Genomic DNA, 13,962 nt, shown 5'->3' on the forward strand with positions numbered 1-13,962 from the left:
GATGGACTTAGATACTTTATTATCATTTGAATGGGGAATCATGGCTCCTGAATTCATCATCTTAGGTGTGGCCACAATCATGTCACTGCTTGATTTATTTATGCCAAAAAGCTTTGACCGCCGCAATATCGGCTGGTTTGGCGTTGCCGGTATCTTACTTGCAATGATTTCGTTAGCAGGTTTATTTGATAAAGAATTAACCTCGATTCTGTATGACACCTTCCGTCTTGATGGATTCGCAAAAGCGTTCAAGCTATTAATGCTTGGAGGCGCAGCACTTGTGCTGATTTTAGCGATTAGCGACAACACAAAAGAGGGACTTGAGGAATACAGAGGAGAATTTTATTACTTATTTTTAACGGCCTTATTAGGCGGGATGATCATGTCTTCAAGTGGCGACATCATCACGATGTTTGTTGGTCTTGAATTGCTATCAATCTCTTCCTATATTTTCGCCGGAATGAAGAAGAAAAATTTACAATCAAACGAATCAGCCATGAAATACATCATCAATGGTAGTATTTCCACGGCCATTACGTTATTTGGGTTAAGCTACGTCTATGGTTTAACTGGCTCAACCAACCTAATGGCAATCGCTGCTGCAACAGGCTCGGTTGCTGATACGCAAATCGTTTATTTACTTGGTTTATCGTTCTTTGTAGTATTCGTTGGACTGTCTTTTAAAATTGCATCTGCACCGTTCCATATGTGGGCACCAGATGTATACCAGGGGGCACCAACACCAGTTACGGCTTTCTTGAGTGTCGTTTCGAAAACAGCGGGCTTCGTTTTGCTGGCTCGGATGTTCTTAATGATTTTTGTCCGTATTCCAACTGAAGGGGCAGGCTCGATGCCGATCTTCTATCAGCTTCAGGATTACATTGCCTTCCTGGCTGCTACGACGATGATTATTGGAAACGTCGTGGCGCTCCGTCAACGCAATGTGAAGCGGATGCTGGCATACTCAAGTATCGCCCACGCGGGTTACCTATTAGTTACCTTTGTAACCTTGCAATTTATGTTCAACGCTATGTGGTTTTACTTGACTGCCTATTTATTCATGAATTTATGCGCCTTTGCTATTATTCAATTAGTGACTGCAGGCAAAGGGCATGAGGACATCAGCGCATTTGCAGGCTTATATCGTCGCTCACCGTTCTTGGCGGTAGCAATGGGAATCTCGATTCTGTCGCTCGCTGGTTTTCCGGGAACGGCAGGCTTTATCGGTAAATTAAACATCTTCATGGGCGCTTTAGTCGATCAGCCGGCACATTATGTTTTGGCTTCGATTATGATCGCTGCGACAGTTGTTTCATACGTTTACTATTTCGGTATCATGACGCAAATGTTCTTCCGCCCAGCCGAAGGCGGCGACGCGGCGCCGAAGATTCAGTGTGCCGGTCGGAGTTGGCGTTGTCATCGTTCTGTGTGTCATTGGCACACTGGTGCTAGGGGTGGCACCAGATACAGCCTACGATTTCATCGATGCTCAATTCAAGAACTTCGGAGATTTCTTCCAATAAGTTATTGGAATTTCGAGTTGTAAAAATGGAAATTATTAAGCAAATGGGTTAAGATTAGGATACGAACAAAGGAATTCTTGGGGTTTTGAAGATTTTACGGTAAACATAAAGGGGTTTTAGAAAGAAAGGGTGCGTACGGTTGCCCCTTTCTTTTTTGTGTTCTTGAGGAATCGATTTCTCAAGAAGACTGGCCATGGACAAAATGTTGTGTGACAATGTGCACTTTGGCCGATAAAATGCAAAATAAGGTCGATAAATCTCAAATAGGGCCGATAAAATACAGAATAGGGCCGATAAATCCTCAAATAGGGTCGATAACCTCAGTTCCCTTCCATTTCAAATCCTAAATAGCTCCCACATTCTTAGAAAATCACCATAAAATCCATACATAAAACTCGCCAACCTTCAAAAACTAGAACGGATTCGATAAAAAATCAGCAAAAAAGGGGAGTTAACAAAATGGACGCAAAAAGAGTAAAGCAAATCCTATCATCTTCGGCAGAAATTGATGTAAAATATAATGGGGTGTCCGTTTGGATAGATGGCCTTAACGAAGACGGCAGAACAGCGACCGTTCATTTACGAGACCCACAATTAGAAGAACGGACCATCGTAGAAATTCACGAGCTAGTAGAAGAACTATAAAAGCAAACACAGAGAACCACCTTACCCGCAGCAAGCGATCATAAGGTGGTTTTTAAATGCCTAACAAATCTGGTCATAACAATTAAGTTTCAACATACCATCTTAGAAGGATTTGAAACCTTTATCATAAGCAACTGGTCTAATAACACGGTGTAGGAACATGCAAGAGGGGGAAGTTAGAAAAATGGTAACGGAGTTTGGACAGCAAGCATTACTAAGTATTATTTCTCATTTGGTGTTTATCGGTGTGGCGTGGTGGGCGATTCAAGCGCTGTCAATCGAGAAAATCATCCGGAAAAATCACGTAATCCAAGCAAGAGTACTATACATAATATTATCAATTGTACTCGGTTCTATTGTAAGTAATTTTTTCCTGGATTACCTTTTATGGTCGCAGCAATTACCATTAATGTTTCAGTAAGGGGATGATGAGGATATCAAAAATGGCGAGAGGAACATCATCAACCGTCATGTTACATTGTTCACAAAATAGGCATGAAGGCTCATAGGCTCATAAAACGCGCCAAGACAGCATTTAGTGAAGATCTGACACTTTTGGAAAAAATATAGGTCTTCCTACATGTTCCCAAAAGGTTGAATTTTAAGTACAATTCTTTTTGGTGTTGTTTTTTATCTTACATAATGACGGAGTTAAGATTGGAAACGACATAGAGCTTGAAGACATAAGTGAGAGTTTAAATTTCAAACAAGAGTAATCCGCTGATCGATTGCGTACCATAATCTTTATTTTTCAAAATAATGGAAAATAAATGATGGTCGCACGGGTTAAAAAACACTCGAAAATGAACTTGTCAAAATGTGACGACAATTCCCTAGTATGCAAGCTTCTCTTCAGGTAACAATGTAAGTATGGAGAGGAGTTAGAGAGATGAAACACAATATAAATAAATTGGTAATTTTAACTATTATTTGTTTTATTCTTATGCAATTCGGGAATCGTCCAACTAGTGCGACCAATCCGCAGGAGACGAGTGATTTAATCAAGTTGGCGGATCGTTTGCAAGGCAAGGACATTGAAGTCGATGAATGGACTATACATGCAAGAGAAAAGCTGACTGACATAAAGCAGTCAAAGGATTTAGAAGAATATGTGAGCACCTTGAAGAAACAATTTCCAACATGGGTTTGGACGGAATCAAGTAATGAACAGCATTGGGAGGTAACTGCCCTTTCCCCAGACCAATCTACTCATCAAGAGAGCATCAAAATTGTTTCGACCCACACAAAGCAAAGCACCCAGGCGTATGCTATTTATGAAATCAAAGGAAAAAAATGGACAGAGCATACAGATGAATTCCTTAAATCTGGGTTATCTTCTACCTTTTCGAATATTTTTCGAGAAAAACCGATAATTTTCTCTTGTATAAAGGCGGAAATAGATGATAAGATGAGAACGACTTTGTCTGCTACTATGAACGGTTTATTGACAGCATTTGATGCGAAGGAAATTGAAGCGTTAAATGAAGACTCATTTATTTCCGTTTCGGCTCGTTCATCATTATTTTCCGAATCGCTAGAAGGTAATGAAGACAGCATGAACATTCAATTAGCCCTACGTACACAAGGAATGGGCGCAAAGACAACACTAGTAGTTGGCACACCAATCATAACCATTGAATATTAATATAGAGAAAATGGACGCGGAGGGGAATACACTTTGGAAAAAATCATCGTCCGCGGCGGAAATAGGCTTAGCGGTATCGTTAAAGTTGAAGGGGCAAAAAATGCCGTTTTGCCTGTGCTCGCTGCAACATTATTAGCAAGTGACGGAAAAAGCATTATTCGTGATGTACCTGCTCTCTCCGATGTATATACAATCAACGAGGTACTACGTTTCTTAAACGCCAGGAGTAGAGTTTAACAATAATCAAGTCATTGTAGATGCGTCAAATACATTAAAAGAAGAAGCACCATTCGAATACGTTCGAAAAATGCGTGCGTCAGTATTAGTTATGGGCTCATTGTTGGCTCGAAATGGCCGTGCTCGGGTTGCCCTACCGGGAGGATGCGCAATTGGATCTCGTCCGATTGACCAGCATTTAAAAGGCTTCGAAGCAATGGGAGCAAAAGTTAAGGTTGGAAACGGCTTTATTGAAGCCGAAGTGAGAGATCGCTTAAAAGGTGCAAAAATATATCTTGATTTTCCAAGCGTTGGTGCAACGGAAAACATCATGATGGCAGCCACTCTTGCAAAGGGAACCTCTGTCATCGAAAACGCAGCAAAGGAACCGGAAATCGTTGACCTTGCTAATTTCCTAAATGCAATGGGTGCGAAGGTTCGAGGTGCTGGTACAGGAACAATCCGAATCGAAGGTGTTGACGTCTTATTTGGTGCCGACCACACAATCATACCTGACCGCGTTGAGGCAGGCACGTTCATGGTCGCAGCTGCCATTACCGGTGGAGATGTCCTCGTTCAAAATGCAGTACCTGAGCATTTAACTTCCTTGATTGCCAAAATGGAAGAAATGGGTATTGATGTGATTGAAGAGGCAGAAGGAATCCGTGTAATTGGTCCTGATGTATTGAAGCCAGTCGACATCAAAACGATGCCACACCCAGGTTTCCCAACTGATATGCAGTCACAAATGATGGCATTGCTATTACGTGCTCGCGGTACGAGCATGATCACTGAAACGGTATTTGAAAATCGCTTCATGCATGTGGAAGAATTCCGTCGCATGAATGCCGATATAAAGATTGAGGGTCGTTCTGTTATTATGAATGGTCCATCCGATCTTCAAGGTGCCGAGGTTGCTGCAACTGATTTACGTGCAGCTGCATCATTAATTTTAACAGGTCTTGTTGCAGAAGGTGTGACACGCGTGACCGAGTTGAAACACCTTGACCGTGGTTATGTGAACTTCCATGAAAAACTTGCATTGCTTGGCGCAGACATCGAGCGTGTGGTTGAGGAAGAGCACAGCATTGTTACAGAAACGATCGTTTCTGATTTGAACGCTTAATTTATTTATGTTGGGAAAATGAGCTATTTTCCTTGTTATTAACAAACAAAGTCGCCCTACCGCCGAAGCTGGATTGATCAGCTTCGGTTTTTTGTGTTGGGTTGGTGTGGTACAGGCGAGTGGTAGTCTGTGCTTCGCTGAAGTGCATTGTAGCGCCTTAACTATGGCCAGGTTGTGACATTGTCCACTTTGGCCGATAAAACATGAAATAAGGTCGATAAAATCCAAATAGGGCCGATAAATCTCGAAATAAGGTCGATAAACTAAGAAATAGAGCCGATAAACATTCAACGGCGCCAACGCACCACTTCACACTCCTCCAAATTTCGTCGCATCTTCGTAACTTTTTCTGTCATAAAAGCCTGTCCAACACCATAAAAATGAAAAGAAACGTGGCGGACCTCACCAATGAGGGGACAGTCCCCCACTGCTGTGCTTCGCTACCGTGCTGGGGGACTGTCCCCCGCTATTGCACTGTGTTAAAGCGTAGGAGTACAGCCATTTTAAGAGTGAGAGGAGCCACCGCTTGCGTTTACTTTTCATATGGAGGCTTCGTACATGACAAAGGTCAAAGTTTACATCGTAGGAACCGCATTGCTTATTGCTATAACACTTCTAGTACCGACTTTACTAGTGCTTCCGTTTAAAGGGGATGAGGCGAGCGGAATGCTTGGCGAGAAGCTCACAAAGGGGAAAACGGAAACACCAACACAACAAGCAACAAGCCAACCGCAACAACCAACGACCGACCTTGGTGTTGAAGTTGCCGTCTACCGCACCGCGTCTCAAGCAATGGAGAAGCTACCACTCGAGGACTATGTTGTTGGGGTTGTTGCCGCGGAAATGCCTGCTGACTTTGAAATGGAGGCACTAAAAGCACAGGCCTTAACCGCTCGAACATACATCGTTAAGCAAATGGTCAGCCAAAACCACGTTGGTCTCCCAGAAGGGGCGGACACAGCCGACACCGAGCTCCACCAGGTGTACAAAAACGAAACCGAGCTGAGGAGCCTTTGGAAAACGGATTATAGCTGGAAAATTAAAAAAATCAAAGAAGCGGTCCAGCAAACAGCGGGACAAATCCTAACCTTTAATGGCGAACCAATCACCGCAACATTTTTTTCCACTAGCAATGGCTACACCGAAAACTCTGAGGATTACTGGTCTAATTCCTTTCCTTACTTAAGAAGCGTGGAAAGCCCTTGGGATAAGAATTCTCCAAAATATTCCGATCAAAAAATCTTTACGATTCAAGACTTTGAAAACAAGCTTGGTGTAAAATTAGCGAGCCAAAAGTCAGTTGGTACAATCACGAAACGCACCGCCGGTCAACGTGTAGCCAAGGTGAACATCAACGGCAAGGTGCTAACGGGGAAAGAAATCCGAGAAAAGCTTGGCTTAAAATCGTCAGACTTCACCTGGACCGTCAAGGGCAACAATGTTGTTATTACCACGAAAGGCTATGGGCACGGCGTCGGCATGAGCCAGTACGGCGCTAACGGTATGGCCCAAAGTGGCAAAAACTATCAGGATATCGTCAAACATTACTACAAAGGCGTCGAGGTCGTGGCTTCCGACACGATGCTCGCACAGATCACGGCGAAGAAGTAATGGATAGTCAGTCTAGTAGCAAGAAAGGGGCTATCCACCCTGAATCAGAAAAAAGGCACCCTCACGTTGGATGTAAACCCAACGCAAGGGTGCCCTTCGTTTTTTCAGGATTAAACAGCCTCTTTCGAAAAATAACCCTGAAACCTCTTAAACAATTTCCCAACACGAGCAAACCGCACTCCGCGAAAAAAACCTTGGCGCACAATATACCAGCTTACCGATACGCCGATCCAGTCTTTGACCAAATCAATGATCGTCGCGGAGCGATACGGGTAAAACGATTGATGAATCTCATCCGACACCCCGTACGCAGCAGCCACCAGTGCACAGATAAGACTTGCCCGCTCTGTCAATCGGCCCGTCGTCAAACAGGCTACGACAAGCAACCAATACAAAATCCCGAACTCAATTAAATGAAGCGATTCCTTAATAAAGTGGTCGACGCTCAAGGCCGGCAGCTCCACCAGCGCATTGCTCGGCATACTCGACATCACCCAAATCGCCACCATATAACCAACCAGGTAAAATACGTAATAACCATTTCCACAAAACCATCTGAAGCCTCCAAATTATTGTTCATTTTTACGGGCGAAGGGATATAGGAAAAATAATACCATAAACGAACAAAAATTTTATAAAATCCTATGCATAAAACAATCGATGTTGTCGAAAAATAAGCAGAAAAAAATTTTTTACGCTCATGTATATTATTCTCGCAATCGGTTCACAATGATTGCAGAGGTGATGAAAATGAGAGAGGACGAAAAGAAAATTTCTTCTCGGGAGTCTAGTATAAAGCGCTTTTTCAAAAAGCGTTGGGTAATTCCAGCAATCTATATTGCAAGTGCTGCTATTATTTTAACTGGAGTCCTTTGGTATCAAAGCAGTAAAGAATCTGACAAACTGGATTATAATGCATCAGACATTTCTGGCAACAAATTTAACGAGGAGCCAGCAATCGAAGTAAACCGCGCAATGGAGAACTTCGTCATGCCTGTCAGCAGTCCAGAAACAGCCGTCATTCAAAAACCATTCTATGAATATGATGGCAAAAAAGAGGAACAGGTCGCAGCACTAGTAGAGTACAATAATTCGTACCATCCAAACAAAGGAATCGACATTAAGATGAAGGATGGAAAAAGCTTTGATGTTGTAGCATCCATTAGTGGAACGGTTACAGAGGTCAAAGAAGATTCCTTACTTGGAAACGTGATTGTGATCGAACATGACAAAGGAATTGTCTCACAATATCAATCTGTTACGGACATTGTAGTTGAAGCCGGTGACGAAGTTGAGCAAGGTCAACCAATTGCAAAAGCTGGAAAAAGTTTATATAACGAAGAAGCAGGCACACACTTGCACTTCGAGATCCGCAAGGACAACATTGCTGTAAACCCAAGCGAATTTTTCAATAAACCACTAAGCGCGCTTCAAGAAGCGAAAGTGGAAGAGAATAAGGCAGCAACAGGTGACAGCCCAGTATCAGAAGATGAAAAAGCTACTGATAACAAAAAAGTATCAGAAGATGAGAAGACTACCCCATCTAGTGATGAAAAATCAGTAGATGACAGCGGTAAATCTCAAGACGACAACTCTAAATCAACTGATTCCGAGGAAGGCTCTAAATCAGGTGACAACACTGAAGACAGCCATTCCAAAGAATCTAGCATGAATTCTTAATTCATGTGCAAACCAGCATCTACGGACACTGTCCCGGGTGCTGGTTTTTATTTTAGCGGGAGTGCTCTGTTTATTTGGATTCTTTTATTTCGCATAACGCATTTTTACCGAAAGATACAATTTTCATCACAACTAAACTTTAGTGAATTTTACACTTTCTAAATACGACCAAATTTTACCATCAAACAATTTTTCCCACTAACCACTTTTTTCGAGATTAATATTTTAAGGATAAACAGTATGGCTGTCTCATAAAAATAATAAAGCGTAATTCTTATTTATTTTTCCAAAAATCTCCCCGAAAATACACTCCAATTGCTTGGCGATGGGCAAAATTACTCGTAATATCCTAATTTTATCAGAAAAATCCGAAAAAATACCTAAAAACCTTGTCCTGTTTGTGCAATTCGTGCATATTCCCGTCCGCTAGCTAATAAACTGTTACAAACCTTACAAAGGAAGTGTTTGAGGTGAGGAGTCGTTTGCAGGCAGCGATTTTAGTTGGAGATATGATTATTTTTCGTAATAACAGAAAGTAAACGCTTTCTGCCGCATAGAAAATGATCAATTACCAGTTCAGGATAAATACATGTAGTATCACGTGCGGAATGGCAGCATCAGGGCTTTTGTAAAGCGGATCTCATTTCACGCTTCTCATCTTCAAATTTAGGGAGGGCGAGTGGTGTGCACGATTACATCAAAGAGAGAACTATCAAGATTGGAAAGTATATCGTGGAAACGAGGAAAACAGTTCGCGTCATTGCGAAGGAGTTTGGCGTATCCAAAAGTACAGTCCATAAAGACCTGACAGAGAGACTTCCAGAGATAAACCCCGATCTGGCAAACGAAGTGAAAGAAATCTTAGATTATCATAAATCGATTCGGCACCTCCGCGGTGGCGAGGCAACTAAGCTCAAATACCTGGAAGGAGGAGTTTGAAGAAGAACCGGTTCAATAGCTGGGCAACATGCAACCACACGCAAGATTCAGCAATGTTAAAGTCCAGGATAATCCCTCCTGCAAAATAGGGAAAGTAACATAACGGAGATGACGGAAAATACTTAGCCAAACCAGCCTCTTTTAGGAGAAGTTGGTTTTTTTCTTGTGGGTTGTGGAAGGGTGCACGGAAGTAAAAAACTACGGATGGCAAGTAAAACGAGGGTTTTGGCAAGTAAATTCTGTAATTTGGTAAGTAAACTCCGCGCTCTGGTAAGTAAAACAGGTAAACCCGCAAGTAAACTTCGAATCCCCTAAATAAAGTCCCCAAACCAACAGGAGTTGCGCTATTCACAAGCAAAAAACACAACAGAATCATGTCAATGAATATTTTTCAACTAATTATGACAAATAACCTCAAAAATAATACTAATATTGACAATTTTATTATTGATTTTGGAGAAAATATGTTAAAATATAAAATTAGGACAGACTGTGCTCGTAGAAAAAGCAGTGAAGGCAACTGTTGAAGAAGCTCGAACTGGCCAATTGTTTCAAGGAGGAACGAAAAGGAATGTTTGCTAGGGATATTGGGATCGACTTAGGTACGGCAAACGTGTTAATCCATGTTAAAGGCCGTGGAATTGTATTGAATGAACCGTCTGTGGTGGCGATTGATAGAAACTCAAATAAAGTTTTAGCTGTTGGTGAAGAAGCTCGCCGAATGGTTGGCCGTACACTGGGAACATCGTGGCGATTCGTCCATTAAAAGACGGAGTTATCGCTGATTTTGATGTAACTGAAGCAATGCTGAAGCATTTTATTAACAAACTTAATGTAAAAGGCTTTTTATCAAAGCCTCGCATTCTTATCTGCTGCCCAACGAACATCACAAGCGTTGAGCAAAAAGCAATTAAGGAAGCGGCTGAAAAAAGCGGCGGGAAAAAGGTTTATCTTGAAGAAGAACCAAAAGTGGCAGCAATTGGTGCTGGCATGGATATTTTCCAACCGAGCGGAAACATGGTTGTTGACATCGGTGGCGGAACGACGGATGTTGCGGTTCTGTCAATGGGTGACATCGTAACCTCTTCTTCAATCAAGATGGCCGGCGACAAGTTCGACATGGAAATCCTTCAATATATTAAACGTGAATACAAACTACTAATCGGGGAACGTACCGCTGAAGATATTAAAATCAATATTGCGACGGTTTTCCCAGGCTCTCGTGACGAGGAAATGGAAATTCGTGGCCGTGACATGGTTTCAGGCTTACCGCGCACCATCACTGTTCGCTCAGCTGAAATTGAGTCAGCTCTTCGCGAATCTGTTGCTGTTATCGTGCAAGCGGCTAAGAGTGTGCTAGAGCGCACGCCACCTGAATTATCTGCTGATATCATCGATCGTGGCGTCATTCTAACTGGCGGTGGAGCACTGTTACACGGCATCGACATGCTCCTTGCCGAAGAACTGAAGGTACCGATACTCGTTGCCGAAAACCCAATGGATTGCGTTGCCATTGGTACAGGGATCATGTTAGATAACATCGACAAAATCCCATCAAGACGGTTCGGATAAACAAGACAATAGTCCGGTGTTTTTTTGGAAATAAACCAGAAAATACCGGGCTTTTTATTCAATTTGTGCCCTATTTTAAAAAATACCTGATGTTTCTTCCGTAAAATTTTCTTATAATAGAATAAAATAAAGATAAGAAAATTGGAATTTTCCCAAAAGGAGTTTAAATAAATGGTAGTAACCGACTTAAAAAAGGAAACGGCCAACGCCAGCAGCCAAGCTCCAGAGCAGCATAATGGAAATGCGGAGCCAGAACAGGTTTCTGTGCAGCAGGCAGGGGCAGATGGTAAAGCGGAGCTTGGACTGGCAGGGGAACATGGTGTCGGGGTGCAAGAACAAGCCTCCGGGCAGCAGGGGAATCCTAGTACGAATGTGTTGGCTGATCAAGGTTCTGCGCCCCAGCCATCAGCAGTAGAAGCCACTCAGTCCAACGGAGAAGCAGGAGCAGCACCAACGCCGAATCAGAACGGAACAGCTGAAGCATCCTCAAACCAACAGACAAACGGAAATGCATCCTCGGCTCAAGTAGCGCCGCAATCTCGTGAGCAACTTAAGAAAGAACGAGCACATGGCCATGCTGGAGCGGGAGCTGAGCAGCCGGAATCTGAAACAGAAACTAAAAGTAGCAAGCGTATGCGGATCCGCCTTATTCCAATCTGGCTTAGAATTATTATTTTATTCCTAGCTATGGTTTTTAGTTTAGTTATTGGCGCCATGGTAGGATACGGAACAATCGGTGGCGGCAATGCTTGGGATGTCCTAAAACAATCGACCTGGACACATATTGTGGACATCATCAATAAAGAGTAACTTTGGAAGGGGAAACTCTTCCTTTTTTTAATATTGGCCACTCATTTTAGCCGTTCTGAGCGTTTTTATTCTTATTTCTAGGAGAATTTTTAAAAAATACCTCTTTTTAGAGTAAAAAGAATAACTGTCCCCAATATAAATGCACATCTTCAGAGCGATATGCTCATTAATATTCGTTTATGGTACAAGTTTAAAAATATATGCACGACTTAGGAAAATTTATGATACAACTTTTCAAATTTATGATACAACTTTTGAAACTTATGCACGTGTTAAACCTGATATGCACGCCATTCTTCCGATATGCACACTGCTTATTTTCGACTTCATTCACCTCTCCAAAAAACAAAGTTGTTTTTCGCTCCTTTTTTAGTACAATATAAATAAGTACCAAATATTAAGAGGAGGTCACAAAATGTTAGATATTGATCAAATCAAACAAATTATCCCACACAGATATCCATTTTTACTTGTAGATAAAATCTTGGAAGTGGAAGAAGGCCAAAAAGCTGTTGGTATCAAAAACGTTACAGCTAACGAAGAATTTTTCAACGGGCATTTTCCAGACTTTCCAGTTATGCCTGGCGTTTTAATCGTTGAAGCTTTAGCACAAGTTGGTGCTGTTGCCATGCTTAAAAAAGAAGAAAACCGCGGTCGTATAGCGTTCTTCGGTGGCATTGATAACTGTCGCTTTAAGCGCCAAGTGCGTCCAGGAGACCAACTCCGCCTTGAAGTTGAAATGACCCGTGTTCGCGGCTCAATCGGCAAAGGCAAGGGAATCGCCACTGTTGACGGTGAAGTCGCTTGCGAACTGGAAATGACCTTCGCACTCGGACCAAAACAAGAATAGTTGAAATGCGTAAATATGTTAATTTGAGCACCAATCAAAAACGTAATTTACGGGCATCTATATGATGCCCGTTTTTGTTATAAAAATCTGTGATAAATCCACTCAATTACCTCATAAACACAAGCCTCCCCAAAAATCACATCCTGTAATTCATTTGGAAAAAATACGATGTAACTTTATTCTCCACTTTGGGCAATATAACTGCAGACCCGTGATTTTAGGTCAATTTTAAAAAAAGGAAAGGGGTAAAAAATCCATGAAGAACAAGTTATTTGCTTTAATCGGAGGATCAATCCTGTCTGCGTTTCTATTGGTAGGTTGTGCGGATGACGATAATCCACCGCCAGAGGATAACAATGTAGATGTTAAATCTGTTGATGAGTACGACGATGATCGTAACGGTGACATGGATTTAAATGATAATGATGGTATTAACGATGGGAATCGAATTCTGAACGATAATAATGATAACGACCGCACCGACCGCGATGGTATCCTAGATCGAGACAACGATAACAATGGCATACTTAACGACAACGACAACGACAACGACAACGACAACGACAACGACAACGACAATGACAACGACGGCATACTTAACGACAACGACAATGACAATGACAACGGTATGTTTAACAACAACAATAACAACAACATTAATCGAAATAACGGTAATGGCGAAGATTTAATTGAAGATAGACGTGACGTTAAGGATAAAGACAACAAAGACGAATAATAAAAGCGGGCTGAACCTTTTTGAGAAAAAAGGCAGCCCGTTTCTCAGTATGAAGGAAAAGCAGCTCTGTAAACCGCACTTATATGTACCCGTTTTCAAAATTTTAATTAGAAGAAGTGGATTTTGAAGGGGTTAAATAAGGCTTGTTTTTCATTTTTTCCTTGAATTCGAGCAGCAGTGTGTCGCCGTGCAGACCCTGATCCAGTAAGTCCTTAAGCAGTATTTCTGAATAATTTTTCCGGGATGTTCGTTTTAAAGTTCCATGGAGCATGATGCTAACATTTTTGTCTAACTTTTTGACAGAACGTGTTTTGATTTGGAAGGAGACGGGGTCATTGTCTTTATTGGAGATGACGACACGGATGATTTGGTCTTGTTGACTTTGCAGTGCTTTTTCAAAAAAATCGGTCTGATTTGGCTTAGTATAAACCTCAATAAGCCAAGAATTGTTTTCATCTTCCTTGTTAATAATCAGCCCGTCTACCAATTCGATAGGCTTGAACGTATCGTTTTCAAGCACCTCTAACGAAATGAGTTTAAATGTTTTCATTTTTAACCCTCCCCTCGTATTTTGCCCAAATTATAACATATCCCAGTTGAAAGCCCAAA

Annotated in this window: 11 protein-coding genes and 4 pseudogenes; 12 read left to right on the top strand and 3 right to left on the bottom strand. The window is 41.8% G+C overall.

Annotated elements, in window-relative coordinates; all coding sequences use genetic code 11:
* Nucleotide 1: 1 nt before the first annotated feature.
* The 6 genes and pseudogenes from nuoN (at nt 2) to spoIID (ending at nt 6,766) form a co-directional block, all read left to right on the top strand.
* A pseudogene (nuoN, locus tag RGF10_RS02085) lies at nt 2–1,523 on the top strand (NADH-quinone oxidoreductase subunit NuoN).
* 459 nt (nt 1,524–1,982) lie between these two features.
* Nucleotides 1,983–2,168, top strand: a complete 186-nt coding sequence (locus tag RGF10_RS02090) for an H-type small acid-soluble spore protein (protein ID WP_318506861.1) — start codon at nt 1,983–1,985, stop codon at nt 2,166–2,168.
* 184 nt (nt 2,169–2,352) lie between these two features.
* Complete coding sequence (locus RGF10_RS02095) at nt 2,353–2,589, top strand: DUF1146 family protein (protein ID WP_318506863.1); 237 nt, start codon at nt 2,353–2,355, stop codon at nt 2,587–2,589.
* A gap of 468 nt (nt 2,590–3,057) precedes the next feature.
* Nucleotides 3,058–3,813: a YwmB family TATA-box binding protein gene (locus tag RGF10_RS02100; protein ID WP_318506865.1), complete on the top strand. Its 756-nt coding sequence runs from the start codon at nt 3,058–3,060 to the stop codon at nt 3,811–3,813.
* 33 nt (nt 3,814–3,846) lie between these two features.
* Nucleotides 3,847–5,155, top strand: a pseudogene (gene murA, locus RGF10_RS02105) (UDP-N-acetylglucosamine 1-carboxyvinyltransferase).
* Nucleotides 5,156–5,713: 558 nt separating this feature from the next.
* Nucleotides 5,714–6,766, top strand: a complete 1,053-nt coding sequence (gene spoIID, locus RGF10_RS02110; RefSeq protein WP_318506867.1) for a stage II sporulation protein D — start codon at nt 5,714–5,716, stop codon at nt 6,764–6,766.
* Between the two features lie 110 nt (nt 6,767–6,876).
* Here spoIID and RGF10_RS02115 read toward each other — a convergent pair whose 3' ends face one another.
* Together RGF10_RS02115 and RGF10_RS02120 are read right to left on the bottom strand one after the other, a co-directional pair.
* Complete coding sequence (locus RGF10_RS02115) at nt 6,877–7,248, bottom strand: VanZ family protein (RefSeq protein ID WP_318506869.1); 372 nt, start codon at nt 7,246–7,248, stop codon at nt 6,877–6,879.
* Complete coding sequence (locus RGF10_RS02120; protein WP_318506871.1) at nt 7,193–7,321, bottom strand: hypothetical protein; 129 nt, start codon at nt 7,319–7,321, stop codon at nt 7,193–7,195. The genes RGF10_RS02115 and RGF10_RS02120 overlap by 56 nt, the downstream gene beginning before the upstream one ends.
* A 195-nt stretch (nt 7,322–7,516) precedes the next feature.
* On the opposite strand from RGF10_RS02120, the gene RGF10_RS02125 reads away from it, so the two are divergent.
* The 6 genes and pseudogenes from RGF10_RS02125 to RGF10_RS02150 all read left to right on the top strand — a co-directional run bounded on the left by RGF10_RS02125 (nt 7,517) and on the right by RGF10_RS02150 (nt 13,353).
* A complete protein-coding gene (locus RGF10_RS02125; protein ID WP_318506872.1) occupies nt 7,517–8,446 on the top strand; it encodes a stage II sporulation protein SpoIIQ in 930 nt (309 codons plus the stop codon).
* 684 nt (nt 8,447–9,130) lie between these two features.
* Nucleotides 9,131–9,404: pseudogene (spoIIID, locus tag RGF10_RS02130) on the top strand (sporulation transcriptional regulator SpoIIID).
* A 552-nt stretch (nt 9,405–9,956) separates the two neighbouring features.
* A pseudogene (locus RGF10_RS02135) lies at nt 9,957–10,957 on the top strand (rod shape-determining protein).
* Between the two features lie 171 nt (nt 10,958–11,128).
* On the top strand, nt 11,129–11,767 hold the full coding sequence (locus RGF10_RS02140) for a DNA-directed RNA polymerase subunit beta (RefSeq protein ID WP_318506876.1): 639 nt from the start codon (nt 11,129–11,131) through the stop codon (nt 11,765–11,767).
* 415 nt (nt 11,768–12,182) lie between these two features.
* Entirely contained in the window at nt 12,183–12,617 is a 435-nt protein-coding gene (fabZ, locus tag RGF10_RS02145) for a 3-hydroxyacyl-ACP dehydratase FabZ (protein ID WP_318506878.1), read from the top strand.
* Between the two features lie 256 nt (nt 12,618–12,873).
* Nucleotides 12,874–13,353 (top strand): hypothetical protein, encoded by a 480-nt coding sequence (locus RGF10_RS02150; RefSeq protein ID WP_318506879.1) that lies wholly within the window; start codon nt 12,874–12,876, stop codon nt 13,351–13,353.
* A 103-nt stretch (nt 13,354–13,456) separates the two neighbouring features.
* Here the strand turns inward: RGF10_RS02150 and RGF10_RS02155 are convergent, their stop codons facing one another.
* On the bottom strand, nt 13,457–13,903 hold the full coding sequence (locus RGF10_RS02155) for a YwpF family protein (protein ID WP_318506881.1): 447 nt from the start codon (nt 13,901–13,903) through the stop codon (nt 13,457–13,459).
* Nucleotides 13,904–13,962 lie beyond the last annotated feature (59 nt).

It is taken from the genome of Bacillus sp. T3 (assembly GCF_033449965.1).
Taxonomy (GTDB): domain Bacteria; phylum Bacillota; class Bacilli; order Bacillales; family Cytobacillaceae; genus Bacillus_BU.